Source organism: Acinetobacter sp. BZX-2 (genome assembly GCF_055179795.1).
The window spans coordinates 265,758-282,873 of sequence record NZ_CM143686.1 but is presented as its reverse complement, the minus strand read 5'-3'; the positions used below and the strand labels follow the sequence as shown (position 1 = coordinate 282,873).

General features: G+C 38.8%; 18 protein-coding genes and 1 pseudogene. 8 read left to right on the top strand and 11 right to left on the bottom strand.

Going from position 1 to position 17,116, the window contains the following annotated elements; translation table 11 throughout:
• Window positions 1-75 precede the first annotated feature (75 nt).
• Window positions 76-1,146, bottom strand: coding sequence for an LPS export ABC transporter permease LptG (lptG, locus tag ACY45D_RS01285; RefSeq protein WP_463108116.1), 1,071 nt, complete (start codon window positions 1,144-1,146; stop codon window positions 76-78).
• Entirely contained in the window at window positions 1,146-2,246 is a 1,101-nt protein-coding gene (gene lptF / locus ACY45D_RS01280) for an LPS export ABC transporter permease LptF (RefSeq protein ID WP_463108115.1), read from the bottom strand. Before lptF ends, lptG begins: the two co-directional genes overlap by 1 nt.
• Before the next feature lie 143 nt (window positions 2,247-2,389).
• Between lptF and ACY45D_RS01275 the strand changes: the two genes are divergently transcribed.
• The 4 genes from ACY45D_RS01275 (at window position 2,390) to ACY45D_RS01260 (ending at window position 5,323) form a co-directional block, all read left to right on the top strand.
• The gene (locus ACY45D_RS01275) at window positions 2,390-3,838 is read left to right on the top strand and encodes a leucyl aminopeptidase (protein WP_463108114.1); all 1,449 of its coding nucleotides are present in this window, start codon (window positions 2,390-2,392) and stop codon (window positions 3,836-3,838) included.
• Window positions 3,831-4,256 carry a DNA polymerase III subunit chi gene (locus ACY45D_RS01270; protein ID WP_463108113.1) on the top strand — a complete coding sequence of 142 codons (426 nt, stop codon included), beginning with the start codon at window positions 3,831-3,833 and terminating at the stop codon, window positions 4,254-4,256. The genes ACY45D_RS01275 and ACY45D_RS01270 overlap by 8 nt, the downstream gene beginning before the upstream one ends.
• Before the next feature lie 39 nt (window positions 4,257-4,295).
• The gene (gene blhA / locus ACY45D_RS01265; protein ID WP_463109394.1) at window positions 4,296-4,919 is read left to right on the top strand and encodes a cell division protein BlhA; all 624 of its coding nucleotides are present in this window, start codon (window positions 4,296-4,298) and stop codon (window positions 4,917-4,919) included.
• A 185-nt stretch (window positions 4,920-5,104) separates the two neighbouring features.
• Window positions 5,105-5,323, top strand: coding sequence for a hypothetical protein (locus ACY45D_RS01260; RefSeq protein ID WP_463108112.1), 219 nt, complete (start codon window positions 5,105-5,107; stop codon window positions 5,321-5,323).
• A 100-nt stretch (window positions 5,324-5,423) separates the two neighbouring features.
• Here the strand turns inward: ACY45D_RS01260 and ACY45D_RS01255 are convergent, their stop codons facing one another.
• From ACY45D_RS01255 to glnK, 7 genes are all read right to left on the bottom strand, one after another.
• Window positions 5,424-5,969 (bottom strand): VTT domain-containing protein, encoded by a 546-nt coding sequence (locus ACY45D_RS01255; RefSeq protein WP_463108111.1) that lies wholly within the window; start codon window positions 5,967-5,969, stop codon window positions 5,424-5,426.
• A 108-nt stretch (window positions 5,970-6,077) separates the two neighbouring features.
• A complete protein-coding gene (locus ACY45D_RS01250) occupies window positions 6,078-6,737 on the bottom strand; it encodes a riboflavin synthase (protein WP_463108110.1) in 660 nt (219 codons plus the stop codon).
• Window positions 6,738-6,824: 87 nt separating this feature from the next.
• A complete protein-coding gene (locus ACY45D_RS01245) occupies window positions 6,825-8,129 on the bottom strand; it encodes a DNA adenine methylase (RefSeq protein WP_463108109.1) in 1,305 nt (434 codons plus the stop codon).
• Window positions 8,126-9,235, bottom strand: a complete 1,110-nt coding sequence (gene ribD, locus ACY45D_RS01240; RefSeq protein WP_463108108.1) for a bifunctional diaminohydroxyphosphoribosylaminopyrimidine deaminase/5-amino-6-(5-phosphoribosylamino)uracil reductase RibD — start codon at window positions 9,233-9,235, stop codon at window positions 8,126-8,128. Before ribD ends, ACY45D_RS01245 begins: the two co-directional genes overlap by 4 nt.
• Window positions 9,236-9,267: 32 nt before the next feature.
• Window positions 9,268-9,732, bottom strand: coding sequence for a transcriptional regulator NrdR (nrdR, locus tag ACY45D_RS01235; RefSeq protein ID WP_089605218.1), 465 nt, complete (start codon window positions 9,730-9,732; stop codon window positions 9,268-9,270).
• Between the two features lie 151 nt (window positions 9,733-9,883).
• Entirely contained in the window at window positions 9,884-11,272 is a 1,389-nt protein-coding gene (locus ACY45D_RS01230) for an ammonium transporter (protein WP_463108107.1), read from the bottom strand.
• Window positions 11,273-11,339: 67 nt separating this feature from the next.
• Complete coding sequence (glnK, locus tag ACY45D_RS01225; RefSeq protein WP_004868205.1) at window positions 11,340-11,678, bottom strand: P-II family nitrogen regulator; 339 nt, start codon at window positions 11,676-11,678, stop codon at window positions 11,340-11,342.
• Window positions 11,679-12,062: 384 nt separating this feature from the next.
• On the opposite strand from glnK, the gene ACY45D_RS01220 reads away from it, so the two are divergent.
• The 3 genes and pseudogenes from ACY45D_RS01220 (at window position 12,063) to ACY45D_RS01210 (ending at window position 15,089) form a co-directional block, all read left to right on the top strand.
• Window positions 12,063-12,290 (top strand): accessory factor UbiK family protein, encoded by a 228-nt coding sequence (locus tag ACY45D_RS01220; protein ID WP_463108106.1) that lies wholly within the window; start codon window positions 12,063-12,065, stop codon window positions 12,288-12,290.
• Between the two features lie 71 nt (window positions 12,291-12,361).
• A pseudogene (locus ACY45D_RS01215) lies at window positions 12,362-13,201 on the top strand (YifB family Mg chelatase-like AAA ATPase); the annotation flags it as partial.
• 100 nt (window positions 13,202-13,301) lie between these two features.
• Window positions 13,302-15,089, top strand: a complete 1,788-nt coding sequence (locus ACY45D_RS01210) for a hypothetical protein (protein ID WP_463108105.1) — start codon at window positions 13,302-13,304, stop codon at window positions 15,087-15,089.
• A 93-nt stretch (window positions 15,090-15,182) separates the two neighbouring features.
• Here ACY45D_RS01210 and ribA read toward each other — a convergent pair whose 3' ends face one another.
• Window positions 15,183-15,785: a GTP cyclohydrolase II gene (gene ribA / locus ACY45D_RS01205; RefSeq protein WP_463108104.1), complete on the bottom strand. Its 603-nt coding sequence runs from the start codon at window positions 15,783-15,785 to the stop codon at window positions 15,183-15,185.
• A gap of 26 nt (window positions 15,786-15,811) precedes the next feature.
• Window positions 15,812-16,324, bottom strand: coding sequence for a hypothetical protein (locus tag ACY45D_RS01200; RefSeq protein WP_463108103.1), 513 nt, complete (start codon window positions 16,322-16,324; stop codon window positions 15,812-15,814).
• A gap of 142 nt (window positions 16,325-16,466) precedes the next feature.
• Here ACY45D_RS01200 and ACY45D_RS01195 point away from each other — a divergent pair, with 142 nt between their 5' ends.
• Window positions 16,467-17,108: a helix-turn-helix transcriptional regulator gene (locus tag ACY45D_RS01195; RefSeq protein WP_463108102.1), complete on the top strand. Its 642-nt coding sequence runs from the start codon at window positions 16,467-16,469 to the stop codon at window positions 17,106-17,108.
• The last annotated feature ends 8 nt before the right edge of the window (window positions 17,109-17,116 follow it).

The window sequence follows — 17,116 nt, the reverse complement described above, 5'->3', positions numbered from 1 at the left end:
CTCAGACCATGACAAACATTGATGTTGATGATCTGAATTTCTGATTTATCTCAACCTAACCTATTTAAAAATCGACTAGCGCGCTCTGTAGAGCAAATAACTTCCCGCACCAAACATGAGTACAATCGGTAAAAATACGAACCATGCAGGTGATGGTGCATAAACCAAACTTGCATAACCCAAGAAGTCTTGTAAATAATAAAAACCAAGGCCAACAAACAGCGCGATCACCAAACGGAAACCCATAGATTGTTGACGTAATGGTCCAAAAATAAATGAACACGCAATCAGCACCAAAGCCAATAATGCAAATGGCGATCCAACATTTTTCCAAAAAGCCAGTAAATAGGTTTTCGGAACTTGACTATATTCATGCATGTATTTCATGAAACTAATCAACTGGCTAGGTGCTAAATCTTCAGGATCAATCGTCACCATATGCACATATTTCGGTTGTAACGCCAGTGCTAAATCCTGTTGATTGGTTTTTGCGACCTGAGCCTGACCATTCACAAGCAAGTTCACTTGAGTACTGTTCTGTAAATTCCATTGCCCATCTTGGACAAACTTGCCTTGTTCAGAGTTTAATAAAGATTTCATACGATAGTTTTCGTCGAAATCAATCACTTGAACTTCTTTTAATGTCCCTTGTGAATTGGCATAGTCAATGTAAATAAAACGTTGCCCTTCACGTGTCCAATAGCCTTTGACTTCACCCAAAGCGGCCACACTGCGATGACTTTTAATACTTTTGGCATGTTCATTGGTATAAGGAACCACAAACTCACTCAGTACAAAAGACAATACAACCAAAAGCATGGCTGAGCGCATCACCCAACCCACAATTCGCCATAGACTAATCCCTGATGCACGCATCACGATGAGTTCACTATTGGATGCCATTGAACCTAAACCAAGCACAGCCCCAATTAATGCAGAAATAGGAAGAATCTCATAGAGATAGCGTGGTGCACCCCACAAGACGTATTGCAACGCATTCCAAGCGGTATAGCCTTCTTTTAAATCACCTAACTCACCCAAGTAAGTAAACAAAATTTGCAAGACCGATAACACAGCTGTTGCACCTAACATTGCAAGTGCAGTGGTTTTCGTCACATGCTTGGCGACAATTCTACGTGCTAACATTATGACCTCACTCGCTGAATCTGCTTCTTAATCTTAGGTGCTAATTTCTGCTTTCTAGAGAATAAAGCAGCGGCAATGGCATAGACCAAAAGCACTGCAGGATAAGCCCACATCCCAATCTCTGCTTTACTAACTCGGGTTTTAATCGCCATCAATGCCACAATTAAGCTGGCAAAAATTAATAAGGCTGGAAATAGCTTTAAATAACGACCTTGTCGAGGGCTCACCTCACACAGTGCTGTTGCAAGCATGAGTGCAACAATCATTGAAAATGGTACAAAAATACGCCATCCCAATTCACTCTCAATCACTGGATCATTTTTAACTGCGAGCAGTTTCCCAATCGGTAAGGCTTCCACTTCACCACTTTCAAATTTCGCCTCTTTATCACTTTCTAAACGCAAGCGATAAGATTGAAACTCTGCTTGGCTATACTTTGGCGTACCAGGATAAATTTCATAACGGCGCCCTTGGATTAAATCGACAATACTAGCCGTTTCATTGGCAATTTCAACGCGTGTCGCTTCTTTTGCCAAAATCATGACATCAGGTTTACCTTCTTTTTCAGCACGCTGATAAAAGAAAATATCTTTTAAATTTTTACGGTCTTCGGATAAAGAGCCTGCATAGATGGTATATGCGCCTGAGGAAATAAACTCTTTGGGTCGAACCAGATCAAATCCCGTACGAACTGCTTGCGTTGACACCAGTTGCTCGTACTGACGCAGTCCCCAAGGCGATAACCAAACCATCAAAATCGTTTGTACAAATAAATAAATCACGGTCAGTGGAATGAGCAACCGAGCCAATTGAATACGGCTCAAACCACTACTATTGAACACAGCCATTTCATGGTCGACATACAAACGACCAAAAACCAGCATTAACCCAATAAAAAAACCTAGAGGAAGAATTAATGTTAAAAATTCAGGTAAGCGATAACCAATGATACTAAACAGGATACTGGCATCTAAACGCCCTTGCGCTGCCACGCCAAAATACTTGATCAAACGTCCACCCATCATAATGAGTGTTAATAGCGCAACAACAACCAGTGAAGTTGAAACCACTTGCCTGACGAGATAACGTCGAATAATCAAATTAATCTTCCAAATAAGAGTAAATCGTGAAGTAGTACTAGTTTACCCGAAGTTAAAAATATAAAACCACATTGAAATTCTATCATTGGAAGTGGTTCAATGGTTTAATGAATTGAAACGTTTAAAAGGTACAAATACAGCATATGAAACTTACAATAAACCCATCGTTTTCAACGCCTACGTCTAGCCAATCGTTGTTTATTTTGGTGGATTCTGAAAACCCACAAATAGCTCAAGAAACATATAAAATCAATGACTTAAACTCATTAATTGAAGCAACAGAGTTCAAAGCAAGTTTTAATGAGACTTTACCACTTATCGGAAAACTGACTCAAATTACGCAATGTACTTTGGTGGGTATCGATAAAGCTTCTGAAATAAAAGCAGCGAAATTAGCAAAAATCGCACAAACGATTATCAAAGCTTCACAAAAAAAATCCAAACAAATCAGTATTGATATCTCTGCACTTCCTGTTGAGTTACATTATTTATTTGCTTTAAGTATTACTCAAGTGGCTTATGGTTACGATGAGTTTAAGTCAAAGAAAAATGAATTTAGTTTAGAAAGTGTTGAATTTATTGCAAATCAATCAACATTGACCAATGAGCAATTAAGCTTTGTTGAAGCAGTCCAAAACGGACAAAATTTAGCACGTGATCTTGGGAACTGTCCGGGCAATATTTGTTTCCCAGAATATTTGGCTGAACAAGCGCATGCCTTAGCTGCCGAATTCCCTGACTTATTAAAAGTTACAGTACTTGAAGAGCAACAACTTGCTGACTTGGGTATGAATGCTTTCCTTGCAGTAAGCAAAGGTTCTGATCGCCCGGGTCGTATTGTCACACTAGAATATCAAGCCAATACAGATCAAGCACCGATTGTCCTTGTCGGTAAAGGCGTTACCTTTGATACTGGTGGTATTTCATTAAAACCAGGCGCAGGCATGGACGAAATGAAATTCGATATGTGTGGCGCAGCCTCAGTGTTGGGTACGATCCGCGCACTCTGTGAAGCAAAATTGCCAATTCACGTTGTGGGTGCAATTGCTGCAGCAGAAAATATGCCTTCAGGTCATGCAACGCGTCCGGGCGATATTGTCACAACAATGAGTGGGCAAACTGTTGAGATTTTAAATACAGATGCAGAAGGCCGTTTAGTGCTGTGCGATACTTTGACTTATATCAAACGCTTCAATCCAGCCTTGGTGATTGATGTAGCAACCTTAACAGGTGCATGTGTGATTGCCTTAGGTTCAATTGTTTCTGGATTATTCACACCAGATGATGAATTAGCTGAAGAAATTATTGCAGCAGGTCATACTTCTTTTGACCGTGTATGGCGTATGCCTGTATATGAGGATTATCAAGAACAACTTGATACACCATTCGCAGACATTGCCAATATTGGTGGCCCAAAAGCTGGTGCAGTTACAGCAGCATGTTTCTTACAGCGTTTTACACGTGATTACCGTTGGGCACATTTAGATATTGCAGGCACAGCTTGGAACTCAGGTGCAAATAAAGGTGCAACAGGTCGTCCAGTTCCATTGTTAATGCAATTTATTGCTCAACGTGCGCAATCAAATGGCTAAAATTAGCTTTTATCTGTTTGAAAAAAGCCCTGAACGGCAGGTCGAAAGTGCCTGTCGTTTATGTCGTAAAATTTTACGAAATGCAGCTAAAATTTGGCTGCATTGCCCAGATCCTGAATTACAGCAACAACTCGATGACCGTTTATGGAGCTTTGATCCAATAAGCTTTTTAGCTCACGGCATTGACCAAACGCATGCTCCTATTTGTATTTCAGCACAACTACCCGTAGCACAAGCAGGATCAAGTACAGTTGAATGGATTGTGTTTAATTTTAACAATCAACCCCTTGAACAAGTGACACAATTTAGTCACATTATAGAAATTGTTGAAAATGATGAGTCTGCAAAGCAAATTGGTCGTGAAAAGTACAAAGCGTATCGACGAATGGGCATTACACCTCAAACCTTCAAACTCTAATTTATTGATATTCACATCTAAAAACAAAGGAGATGCGTGGTGACATTAAATGTCGGTCAAGATTTTAAAAAGCGTTGGTTGGATACGCCTGAAGCTGTGCGCCAAACTTTTGTCGATGACCTCAATCGCATCTGTGACCTTTTAAGCCCTGTAACAGATATACAAAATTGGCTCAATAATGACCAACGTCAAATGCAAATTGCACAACTGCAAGTTGAACAAGCATATGCCGATTTAAAAGCCCAACTCATTGAAGAAGCACGTATTCGTAAACAATTGGCATTGGAAAAAGCACTAGCTGAAAAACGTGCACAACAAGATGCTTATAATCAACAATTACAGCAAGATGAAATTCAACAATTTGAAGATCAACAGCTTACATTGCAAAATCTACGACAACATATTGATGTTGAAATTTCTGAATACAGCCAAAAATATACAAAAAATCCAGATATATCCGCAATTGACTATGCTAGCGGTCAATTTAGAGTGGATGAAGCTCAAATTACTTCTGAGTTAGAAAGTGTTCGTTTAAGACTTGAACTGGAAGCTGAAACACTGATTGAGCAAACGGTAAAAGCGTTCCGCTCTAAATTAGAAACGGCAGCCAAAGAAGAAATTGAGTACATTCTCTCCAACTCAAATTTTTCAGCTGAGAAATAGTAAAACTTCCACAGTTTCGTCCTGAAAATTTTTTATTTGTCATGCTAATGCAATATTGATGTCACAAAATAGTCATATTGCTAGACGATGCAATGCAACCGTCCATGTAATGCGGGTAAAATAATTTAAGTGATCAATTTTGTGCTCATCACAAAATTTCTATTGCATCAATCAGGATAAATAAAATGGATCTGTTAAGCCAAATTTCAAACCGAATTGCGCAACTTCATTCAGGGGAAAAGTGGACAGTATCGGTACAAGATTTATTGATTAGCCGTGCTGATTTTCAATCAATTTCTGTATTTCTGACACATGAATCAAAGAAAGGACTGTTTTCACTCGCTTGTGCTGAAAAAGCCAAGTCTAAATTTGATCAAACCTCACTGACCATTATCAAAAATTAGTTCATTAAGCAAAAAAAGCCCATCAGGGCTTTTTTAAATGAATCTATTAACCATAAATAGTAAAACCATCGTCACAACACAACATGCTCATAAAAAAATATCAAAACGAAGCAATCAATAAAGACAGCAAGTTACCTGCCCCGTAACCCATTCCAAGTAGTAAGGCAATCCAAATCCAACCGCCTAAGATGTTATACAACATAAATACAGGCATTTTCATATGCCCTGCGCCTGCTGCAAATGGAGCAAAAGAACGCACGAAAGGAACAAATCGTGCTACAAGAATGGTTTTTCCACCATGCTTTACGAAATAGTGATTGGTTTTCTTGATGTATTCAGGTTTAAACCAACGAGAGTGTGCATGGAAAAACTTAAAACCTAAAACACGACCTGTATAATAATTGACGATATAGCCTAATACAGAGGCAATAAATAAAAGTACCCCCATATAATGTAAATGCACAGACTCAGCTGTAGAGCACAAAGCACCAATAGCGATCAGTAAACTGTCACCAGGTAAAAAAAACATAAATACAGAACCTGTTTCTGCAAAAATAATCAAAAACAGAATCGCATAAATCCAAAGCCCATAATTTTCTAGTAACGTGGGCAGTAATTGTTCTAAATGCAGTAAAAAATCAAGCAATACTCAACTCTCTTCGATGAAGCATTTGTAATATATTAGTCTAATTTAACGATATAAATATAAAAAAGCCTAAATAAATTAGGCTTTTCTTCATAGACTGAGCATATTTTACTTTAAAAAGCCATTGGCAGCCAAGAACTCCATGCTCAACTTTGATTCAGCTTTTTGTTCAGATGCTTTATCACCTAACAATAAGCGCTCGATATAACGTGCCAATACATCCACTTCTAAATTGACTTTAGAACCAACTTTCCATGTACCAATATTGGTACGTTCAGCCGTGTGTGGGATCAAGTTCAGACTGAGAATGTTGCCACGTAAATGGTTAATCGTCAGGCTGATACCATCGACTGTCACAGAGCCTTTTTCAGCCAAATATTTAGCAATCTCGGCTGGTGCTGTCACTTCATAATAAATTGAGCGAGCATCTGAACGAACAACAGTAATTTCACCGACAGCATCGACATGGCCACTCACAATATGTCCACCAAAGCGTGTCGTGGGTAGCATGGCTTTTTCTACATTCACTGGCTGCCCCACTTTCCAATTTTCTAAAGTGGTTCGATTTAAACTTTCACGAGAAACATCGGCCGCATACCAGTGATCCCCCCATTCAATCACAGTGAGGCAAATACCATTGGTGGCGATCGAGTCACCCAAATGGACATCAGACATATCTAAATCGGTATGAATACGTAAACGTACGTCGCCACCGACACTTTGCAAACTTTCTACCTTTCCTAAACTTTCAATAATGCCTGTGAACATATTTTTATCCTACTGCCTCAATGAATGAGCAATTCAAACCCATTCTCTATCTCGTATATTGTGTCATATTGTCTTTTTTAAAGGGTTTTACCAAAGCACCAACTGAGTGCTGACCCCAGAAGTATCAACGCCGCCCAATTCTGCGAAATGATAAAGCTGCCCTAATAACTGACGTAAAGGAGGGCCAGATTTCGCATGTGTATCGGTAATCACAATAAATTCAAGTACACGTGCACGTTCAGATTGACGTTGTTTACTCACTCGATAACGTGGCACATCCTGAGTCAGTAACGTCACTTTGCCCCGCTTTAGGTTGGCAGCCAATAAGTCTTTGGCTTCAATATTTCCATCTGTTGAATAGCTAGTCAAGATATAGCGTGCATTGATAGTTTCCAATAATTTCTCATACGCTTCTTGCGCATGCTTGGATGAATTATATGGACTTGGACGCTCTTTTCGCCACGCTCGATCAATTCCACTTTTAAAACCTTTAGTATCAGGCGTCGGTAAATCAACTTGATCCCAAAGCGTTAAAGAGTTGAGTACATGATAATTACTACTATAAGCATGTTGATTGTATGGTGGGTCTAAATAAGCCACATCAACCTCAAAGCCATTCATTTGATTGGCCAGATGCTGTGAATCTACACACCACATTTCAGCCATTGGTGTCTTTTGCTTATTGTCACCCACTTCACTAAAACGACTCGGGGTAAGCCATAATAAAGACTCAATACGCTCTAAAGCTGTCTGGGTTTTTCCACCCCAACCATGATGAAAACTTTTAAATACACCACTGGTATTACTGACAAAACTGGCTGAATAAAGCAATGGTGCAAGTAAGGCACTCATTTCTACATCATCGATTGCGCCCTGCGCTTGCCATGTCGCAATTTGCTGACGAATTGCATCGATACGCATGCCGTTACGACGTTTGAAGAACAAACGATCACGAGCAGGATCGTAAATTTCATCATTGCGTGGACAAAGATTATGCGTCACCCAGCCCTTAACTTCAGGTAAACGATTTAAGTAATCGATGGCTTTTTGATAGCCACCGAGTTCTTTAAATGCAGGCGCATCTGTACATGCAAGAATGGCATGATTCAATGCATGGCTATACGGCTCCCAATCATTGGCAATCACGCGATAACCATTTTGGCGCGCTAAGCGAGAAACCACACCACTTCCTGCAAAAAAATCTGCAAAAATGGGGGCACGCTTACTGCCTGTATTTAATGTCCCTGTAATTTCAAGTGCTTCAAGAATCAGATGTAACAAACGACGCTTGTTTCCCAAATAAGGAACAAGCTGATGAAAAAGATATTCATCTGTTGTACGTGCAGCATGGCGACGCTTGTGATAAACCGATGATGGTGACTCTGAATTCATACTGACTCTTGTGAAGGGATGAGTCTTAAACGGATATCATCACCCATTTGGATGACGTCAATAAGCTTAAAACGAAGTTGTTGTGCCATAAACTCAAATTTTGCATTGAACATGGCACGTGCTGATTGTCCTAAAAAAGTGGGTGCGACATAGTTGATCATTTCATCAACTAAGCTTTCCTGCAAAAATGCAGTCGATAATGTTGCACCTGCTTCAACCAACACATCATAAATTTGAAAATCTTTTAAAGTCGCAAGCAAATCTTTTAAAGACTGCACAGCTAATTGTACCACGCCTAAATCCGCAAGTTCCTGACGAAATGGTCCCATGACCATCACTGTTTCAGGTTGCTGTAAAATCTGTGCAGTTAAAGGCAAACGTCCTTGACGATCCAAAATAATGCGTTTTGGCTGAACAATATTTTCAAGCTCAATATTTGGCAAAGCACGTACATTTAATTGAGGATCATCTGCCAAAACGGTATCAATACCTGTAATCACAGCCCCTGAAATTGCTCGCCAATGTTGCACATCCTGTCGTGCTTCTGTACCCGTGATCCATTTAGACTCACCCGAAGCCATTGCAGTACGACCATCTAAACTCGATGCAACTTTTAAACGCACATAAGGCATGCCCGTTGCCATGGCTTTTAAAAAGCCTTTATTTTGCACTTCAGCTTCAGCCGTACAAACATTTGTAATCACTTCAATACCAGCGTCTTGCAGTATTTGTACACCCTTGCCTGCAACTAAAGGATTTGGATCTGCACAGGCAATCACGACCTTTGCAACTCCAGCTTCAACCAATCCCTTTGCACAAGGTGGCGTACGCCCATAATGTGCGCAAGGTTCAAGCGTGACATAAGCTGTTGCACCACGCGCTTGTTCTCCAGCTTCTCGCATCGCAAAAACTTCAGCGTGTGGACCACCGACTGGAGCCGTTGCACCACGCCCAACAATCACACCCTCTTTCACAATCACGCAACCCACAGCAGGATTAGGACGGGTTCGATAAATCGCTTTCTCAGCTTCAGCAATTGCTTGACGCATCCAAAATTGATCCGAATGAGACTCTACAAGCTCCACATGCTGACTTAACTCAGACATAGCATTCCTAATAAATAATTTGCAAAAATAAATTAATGGTCTTGCTCACGATGTTGCATTTGCTCAATTTGATGTCTGAATGCTTCTACATCTTGGAAATCTTGATAAACCGATGCAAAACGCACATAAGCAACATGGTCTAAAGCAAATAAAGCTTGCATGACAATCTCACCAATGGTTCTTGAACGAACATCTCGTTCACCTAAACGGCGGATTTGCAATTGAATATCACTCAATACAGTTTCAATCTGCTCTTGAGTCACAGGTCTTTTTTGTAAAGCATGCATTAAAGAACGACGTAGTTTTGCTTCATCAAATGGTTCATTTTTACCATCTGATTTGGTTACACGTGGCATCACCACTTCATAACTTTCAAAAGTGGTGAAACGCTCACCACAATTAATACACTCACGGCGTCGACGAATCTGGCAGCCTTCTGCTGCTAAGCGAGAATCGATAACTTTACTATCAGCGGCGTTGCAAAATGGACAATGCATAGTGGTTTAATTGAACAAAATTCGTGATTTCAGCTAGTGTAGCAAAAAAACTGGTTTTTGTTGAGCCTTTCGCAAGATATGGAAAAAAAACAGCCCATTCGGGCTGTTTTACACAATATATAGTTATTGTTTTAAATTATACAATATTGTATTACTCAATACGTTCACCATGTTGGCTCAAATCTAGACCCATACGCTCATCGTCAGATTCAACACGGATTCCAATCACAACATCGATGATTTTGAGTAGGATGAATGTCGCAACTGCTGAATATGCAATCGTTGCCAATACACCTTCAACTTGTACCCACAATTGATGCATCATATCTGTTGGTGCTTTATCACCCATGATGAATTCACTTGCAAAGACAGCCGTTAAGATTGCACCAACAATACCACCCACACCATGTAGACCAAAAGCATCTAAAGAATCATCTGCTTTCAGAATACGTTTAAGTCCTGAAATACCCCAGAAACAAACCACACCACCGATTAAGCCCATGATCAACGCACCGCCTACAGTAACAAAACCTGCTGCTGGAGTAATGACCACCAAACCTGCTACTGCACCAGATGCTGCACCTAATACAGAGCCTTTGCCTCGAACAACTTTCTCAACAATTAACCAAGAAATTGCTGCCGCTGCCGCTGCAACTTGAGTTGTAACCAATGCATATGCTGCTGATCCATTTGCACCAAGAGCTGAACCACCATTGAAACCAAACCAGCCAACCCAAACAAGGCTTGCACCAAGAACTGTAAGTGCTAAGTTATGTGGTGCCATAGACTCTTTGCCTAGGCCCATACGTTTACCTAACAGATATGCAGCAACTAAACCTGCAACACCTGAGTTGATATGAACAACTGTACCCCCAGCAAAATCAAGCGCACCATCATTCATTAACCAACCACCGCCCCACACCCAATGTGCAATCGGAGCATAAACTACGATGACCCAAACGGTGATGAAAGCAATCCAAGCACTAAACTTCATACGGTCTGCAACAGAACCACTGATGATTGCCACAGTAATAATTGCAAAAGTCATTTGGAAAATAACAAATAGAATCTCAGGAATCGTACCACTCAAAGCATCCGTGGTTATTCCTGAAAGCATGACTTTGTCTAAGCTACCAATAAAGGCATTACCCTCACCGAAAGCCAGTGAATAACCGATCACTACCCAAACAATACTGACGATAGCAGCTGCCGAAAAGCTATGCGCCATAGTACTAAGCACGTTCTTCTTACGAACCATACCACCGTAAAATAATGCTAGACCTGGAATCGTCATGAGTAAAACAAGTGCAGTGGACACTAAGATCCAAGCCGTATCACCTGTATCAGCTTTTGGTTTTTCTTCTTCTACTGCAGCAGTCGGTGCAGGTGTAGCCTCTGGAGCGGCGATTGTTTCAGTTGCTAACGCATCACTCGCAGCAACTGCTGTTGTCGTAGGCTCAGCTACAGTTTCTTCTGCCCACGCAACTGATCCACCAAGAAGTGCGCCAGACAGGCTGAGCGCTAATAGCATTTTTTTCATTCGTATCCCCCAACCTAATTTTGTAAATTATGTATCGATATACATAACCAGCAAACTTCGTGCCAAATTAAACAGCGTCTGGACCTGTTTCACCTGTACGAATACGGATGACTTGCTCTAAATTCGTTACGAAAATTTTTCCGTCACCAATTTTTCCAGTGCTAGCAACACGTGTAATTGATTCAATCACTGAATCCACCATGTCATCACTAATTGCAATTTCAATTTTCACTTTAGGTAAGAAATCAACAACATATTCAGCACCACGGTACAGTTCAGTATGGCCTTTTTGACGACCAAAACCTTTTACTTCTGTTACGGTGATCCCTTGAACGCCAATTTCAGACAATGCTTCACGCACGTCATCTAATTTAAACGGTTTTACGATTGCAGTTACGAGTTTCATATTGTTTTCCTTCGGCTTATTTCACCAGTAAGGTTTTATGTTCAATTTTCATGCCAATCTTCCTAGCGGTTGGGGATGCTCATCGGATTAACATGCATTGCCTTTATAACCTATTCTATCCATATAGGTGAAGTTTGAGCCTCAAAAAACTGAAAAATTATGCATATTTTTTTGTTTTGAATGACTTCTCACACTTTTTTTAGGTTGTTATAAATCTAAAAAAAAGTAATACAACGACATGCTTTTGTTATATTTAAATTAGCGCGTACTGCATGGTATTTATTGTTCTTTATCGTTTTTTGACCCTTGAAATAACTATTCCTAAAGCAAAAAAAAATAAGAGGTGTTACACTCGCCACAGACTATAACACTATCGGATTTCTCATGATTGAAACATTATTACAAGCAATTTTAGAACAAGTCGATCAACCTAAAAAAGATTTAGAACATAATTTACGTGCATTACTCAATGAAACTGTAACCAAAATGGATATCGTTTCCAAAGACGAAATTGAGCGTCAAAAAACTGCACTAAATAATGCCAATTTGCGTCTTAATGAGTTACAGCAGCAAGTCAAAGCACTTGAAGTGTTAATTCAAAAGAATAGCTAACAACATTTGCACATTATTAGTGCAAAAAGAACAATAAAACGATTAAAAATAAAGCAAATTGGAAAATAATAATGTCTTTTGCAAAAATTTATACTCGGGGCCTGCTTGGGCTACATGCACCCTTAATTGAAGTAGAAGTCCATGTCAGTGCAGGACTACCTTCTTTAACAATTGTTGGACTCGCTGAAGCAGCTGTTCGTGAAAGTAAAGATCGTGTCCGTTCAGCGATTATCAACAGTGGTTATCAATTTCCAACCAAGCGCTTAACCATCAATCTTGCTCCCGCAGATCTACCCAAAGATGGCTCACGATTAGATTTACCCATTGCTTTGGGAATACTGATCGCCACAGGGCAACTTCCTGAGAATGTCACAGATGATTTCGAGTTTATTGGTGAGCTTGCATTGGATGGTCACTTGCGTCCTACAACAGGAACGCTGACCATTGCCATGGCATGCCAGATGGCAAAACATCAACTGATGCTCCCTAAGGAAAATGCGGAAGAAGCGGCTCAATTACCTGAATTTCAAGTTTTTGCAGCAAACCACTTAAAACAAGTCTGTGAGCATTTCTTAAGTTCACAAAAGATTGAAGCCGCCATTGTGCAAAAAACCATGCCATCACAGCAGTACAAATTTGATTTGGTTGATGTTAAAGGACAACTACGCCCGAGACGTGCTTTGGAGATTGCCGCAGCAGGTGGTCATTCGATTCTATTTAAAGGCCCACCCGGCACAGGTAAGACGCTTTTAGCTTCAAGATTGCCCAGTATTTTACCGTCATTGAATGCTCAGGAAAATTTAGAAGTTGCCAGTATTTATTCGATAGCCAATATGCAACATCAGTTTGGGCAACGTCCTTTTCGCTCCCCACACCATACAGCTTCCGCAATCGCATTGGTTGGTGGTGGTTGTCAGTTCCACAAATAAATCAGAGTTTACACAAATAAACTAGAGCAAGAATAAAAAGTATATTATCTATATGCTTTAATTCTTCTTTTTGTAAAAATACATGCCTGTTAATAATGAAAAAATAACGACTATTGACTGCTTTCCGAATGACAATATTAGTCGAGTAGTTTATCGATATGGTGGACTTGTCCGAAACGAAGATAACGACTCAACTAATCCTTTTGTTGAAGTGTTATTAATAGAAATTAGAAAGAGTGACCAATGGTTATTTTTAGATAGGTGTTCCACATTCCTAGTTCCAGTACTTGATCTTGATGCTGTTCAACATGGTAGCATTTGGGATGGAAATGTTCTGACCAATCAAACTTATAGATTTTCAGGAAAGTTTGTCACAAAACGATTTTCTTTCGACTTCACCAATAAAAAGCCTAAAAATATAAAACTTACAGATAGAATCCCCAATACATCAGATTACTACATCCCATTGAAGAACTATTTTCTCCCCAACAAAGTTGATTATGTTCTTCAGGGATATCCTTTCACTAAATACACCAGTGATTCATATCGGAAAGTGAATCACTGCTTAATGCATGCTAATGATGGAACTCAAGTCATCACTTCTTCAATTCATGTTTTGGATAGCTTATTCGTCAATCGTAAAGATATTCGTGGACTCTTATTAAGAACTTCAAGCCAATCCATCATTAATCGCTTTTTAGAATCTTATACAACAGAAATTGAGAATGATAATATTGAATATAAAGTAAAAATCAGAAAGCCCTATGAAGATATTGGTGAGACAGCAATTATTTTTCTTGCCAATCTAGCCTTAAATCCGCATGTGCAAATGATAGTTGATAAAATCCAAAGAAGTATGGAGATTACTGAGTTTAATCATCTTCAGCATAGCACAGGAACACGATATCCAATTGTATTTCCGCCACACCCTACAAAGCTTTTTCTAGAAGCAGAAGGAATATGGCTCGATGATAATAAGACACGTTTTTTTATCACTAGAGTGAAAAAGTTTGATCCTATTAATGATCACATCATTGATGTCAACAAAGACCTGACCAATACAATTTCAAAGCCTGATGATAAAAATCCTCAACCTCGTGAAAAAAGTCAAAATAAAAATGAGCATATCAATACACAAAAACCACCATCAAAAACAAGTGGTGAATACCGTAAGCGTTCTGATGTGGAAACTGGAAATACACAAGGTATATTGAAGTATTCTTTTAATGAACCAATCAATGATCCAATTGAAGTTGACACACCCAATCATTCATATTCAGATAAATCAGAAGATGTCGAGACATCATCTGATGAACCTTATGGCAATAAAAATAACAAGATAAAAAAATCTGAAATGACAGATACACCACCTAGCAGAGATGAACGTTATGATATTCAGTATATAGTCCAATCTCTCCAACAACTTACATCAGAAACTGATTCCCAATTAGAACACCTTTCAGCAATTAATGAGCATGGTGAAATGATAGCAAGTATTAATTTACTTCAAATCAAAAAACTTGTGCCTGAACCCAAACACCCTTCATGGATTGATTATGAAAAAGGACGAAAATTATTGTTCTTAAAACTAGACTTAAAAGATCAAAAAGGTTTTTCCTATCTCATCGATATACACAAAAATAAAAATCATGAAGCATTTTGTGCTTTTCTTATCTTTACACAGCATAAGTTAACAAGCGAACAAATCAAAAAAATCTGCATTGAGCTAGAAAGTGCTAAAGGAATCAAAAAATGGGCACTCTACTGTGATAATTTCATTCATAAAATGATTGCAATAAAACACTTATATGCAACACCTGATGAATGGAAAAATCGATTTAAAAATTTATTTTTAAATTTGCAACAATAAAAATTTTATTTGAAAAATATTAAAAATTATTTATAGGCTCTCCATTTAGATAAAAATTTAATAAAAAAACCCATAAATTTATGGGTTTTTTTATTAAATTTTTTCTAACCTATAGATATGCTGCATCCGCTCTTTCTTGGTTTGTAAGTAATTTAAGTTATGCACATTAACACCAACAAGCAGCGGAACTCGTTCAACCACATCAATACCTATTGTTCTTAATGCATCTACTTTTTGAGGGTTATTTGTCATTAACCTAACTTTTCCGACATTAAAATGGTCGAGTATAATTTTACAGATTTCATAATTTCTGGCATCGGCTGGCAACCCTAGTAAAAGGTTGGCATCAACCGTATCATGCCCTTGATCTTGTAGGGCATAGGCTCGAATTTTGTTGGTTAATCCAATTCCTCGCCCCTCTTGTTTTAGATATAAAATAATACCGCCTCCCTCTGATTGAAGCATTTTCATCGCAGCATGTAATTGCGGACCACAATCACACTTTAGCGATGCAAAGGAATCTCCAGTTAAGCATTCTGAATGAACCCGAATAAGCACAGGGGTGTCCTTGTCAAAGCAGGTGCCTACAGATAAGGCAATATGCTCTTCTCTTGTTACCGCATCCTGAAATGCAGTAATGTTAAACTCGCCATATTCTGTAGGCAATTTAGATACAGCAACAAACTGAATAGCCATGTTTTTTCCTACCTGTTCTTAACAGCCTATTTAGAAAACACTGATTTTTTAATTTTAGGAAATAACCCAAAAGAAAAACCAAAAACGATATGTGCTGCCCAATTCCAAAAAATAGGTACTTCTCTATTCCAAATATCAGTACCATGCAGGGCATTCATCACGACTGGAACGAAAATATAAGTATCGACCATACTTAGGATTGCGATTGCTATACCAAGTCCAATAGATGCTTTAACTGTTTCAACATCAAATACAAAACGACCTATAAAAAATACAATTCCCCAAAATAATGCAACAGTTTGATGGAGAACCAGCCCTGCAATAAAAGCACCTAAATGGAAACCGTGTAAGGCACTTTCACCAAAAATTGTGGAGCCAATTACCTGTACGGGGTAAATCGGACCTTTTCCTAAAAAGAGAGTAAAAACAGCCATTACAACGACAGCCATAATTAATCCCGCAATTTGACTGCTCACCACAACAGCCCAAAAATTTTTTGATGTTGATGAGTGTTCTGCATACGCATGTAGAGTTGTCATTTTTTATGTCCTATTTTGAACTTTGTTCTATTATTTAACTTTTAAAATATTTATATGTCAAATGTTTTATAATTATTTTTTTATGCTAGAATAACCTTATATTCCGCATTTATCTGCTCTTTTACATGGCACAAGGTGAGTAATGATTGAGACTCTAGGTAAAACTCAGCAAACATTGTTGCATTCATTACAAGCACATAAGGCTGGTATGACCATGGATCAACTCGCTGAAACATTAAATATTACGAGAACTGCTGTCAGGCAGCATCTTACTGCGCTTGAGGTATCAGGGTTCATCCAAAAGGGGCAAATGCTGTCTTCTGGCGGTCGACCAAGCCAGTTCTATCAGCTCACGAAAAAAGGGTTTGACCTCTTCCCTAAACAATATTCTTTATTTTCAAATTTTTTACTGGAAACCATTTCATTAGAGAAAGGTGAGGATGAATTATCTGAATGGCTTGGACGTATCGGTACTCAAGTTGCTCAAAACCTCCAAAATCAGGTTGAAGATGTGAATTTTCATGGTCGTTTGATTAAAACGGTCAATATTATGAATACGCTCGCATACGATGCCCAATTAGTTGAAGATTCAAAAAGTGATTACGCTATTGAAGCCGTGAATTGTGTGTATCACGATCTGGCTAAAAATCACCCTCAAGTATGTCAATTTGATATTTCTTTAATAACAACATTAACCGATAGTCGGATTATTCATGAAAAGTGTATTCAAAGAGGAGATGATATATGTCGCTTTTGTATTAAAAAAACCAACGATAATCACTAAATCAAAAA

Coding starts and splice junctions, on each gene's coding strand:
- ACY45D_RS01260 (WP_463108112.1), top strand. CDS start 5,105: ATGGATCTGTTAAGCCAAATTTCAAACCGAATTGCGCAACTTCATTCA.
- ribD (WP_463108108.1), bottom strand. CDS start 9,235: ATGTCTGAGTTAAGTCAGCATGTGGAGCTTGTAGAGTCTCATTCGGAT.
- ACY45D_RS01275 (WP_463108114.1), top strand. CDS start 2,390: ATGAAACTTACAATAAACCCATCGTTTTCAACGCCTACGTCTAGCCAA.
- ACY45D_RS01250 (WP_463108110.1), bottom strand. CDS start 6,737: ATGTTCACAGGCATTATTGAAAGTTTAGGAAAGGTAGAAAGTTTGCAA.
- ACY45D_RS01270 (WP_463108113.1), top strand. CDS start 3,831: ATGGCTAAAATTAGCTTTTATCTGTTTGAAAAAAGCCCTGAACGGCAG.
- nrdR (WP_089605218.1), bottom strand. CDS start 9,732: ATGCATTGTCCATTTTGCAACGCCGCTGATAGTAAAGTTATCGATTCT.
- ACY45D_RS01195 (WP_463108102.1), top strand. CDS start 16,467: ATGATTGAGACTCTAGGTAAAACTCAGCAAACATTGTTGCATTCATTA.
- ACY45D_RS01220 (WP_463108106.1), top strand. CDS start 12,063: ATGATTGAAACATTATTACAAGCAATTTTAGAACAAGTCGATCAACCT.
- glnK (WP_004868205.1), bottom strand. CDS start 11,678: ATGAAACTCGTAACTGCAATCGTAAAACCGTTTAAATTAGATGACGTG.
- ACY45D_RS01230 (WP_463108107.1), bottom strand. CDS start 11,272: ATGAAAAAAATGCTATTAGCGCTCAGCCTGTCTGGCGCACTTCTTGGT.
- ACY45D_RS01245 (WP_463108109.1), bottom strand. CDS start 8,129: ATGAATTCAGAGTCACCATCATCGGTTTATCACAAGCGTCGCCATGCT.
- lptG (WP_463108116.1), bottom strand. CDS start 1,146: ATGTTAGCACGTAGAATTGTCGCCAAGCATGTGACGAAAACCACTGCA.
- ACY45D_RS01200 (WP_463108103.1), bottom strand. CDS start 16,324: ATGACAACTCTACATGCGTATGCAGAACACTCATCAACATCAAAAAAT.
- ribA (WP_463108104.1), bottom strand. CDS start 15,785: ATGGCTATTCAGTTTGTTGCTGTATCTAAATTGCCTACAGAATATGGC.
- ACY45D_RS01210 (WP_463108105.1), top strand. CDS start 13,302: ATGCCTGTTAATAATGAAAAAATAACGACTATTGACTGCTTTCCGAAT.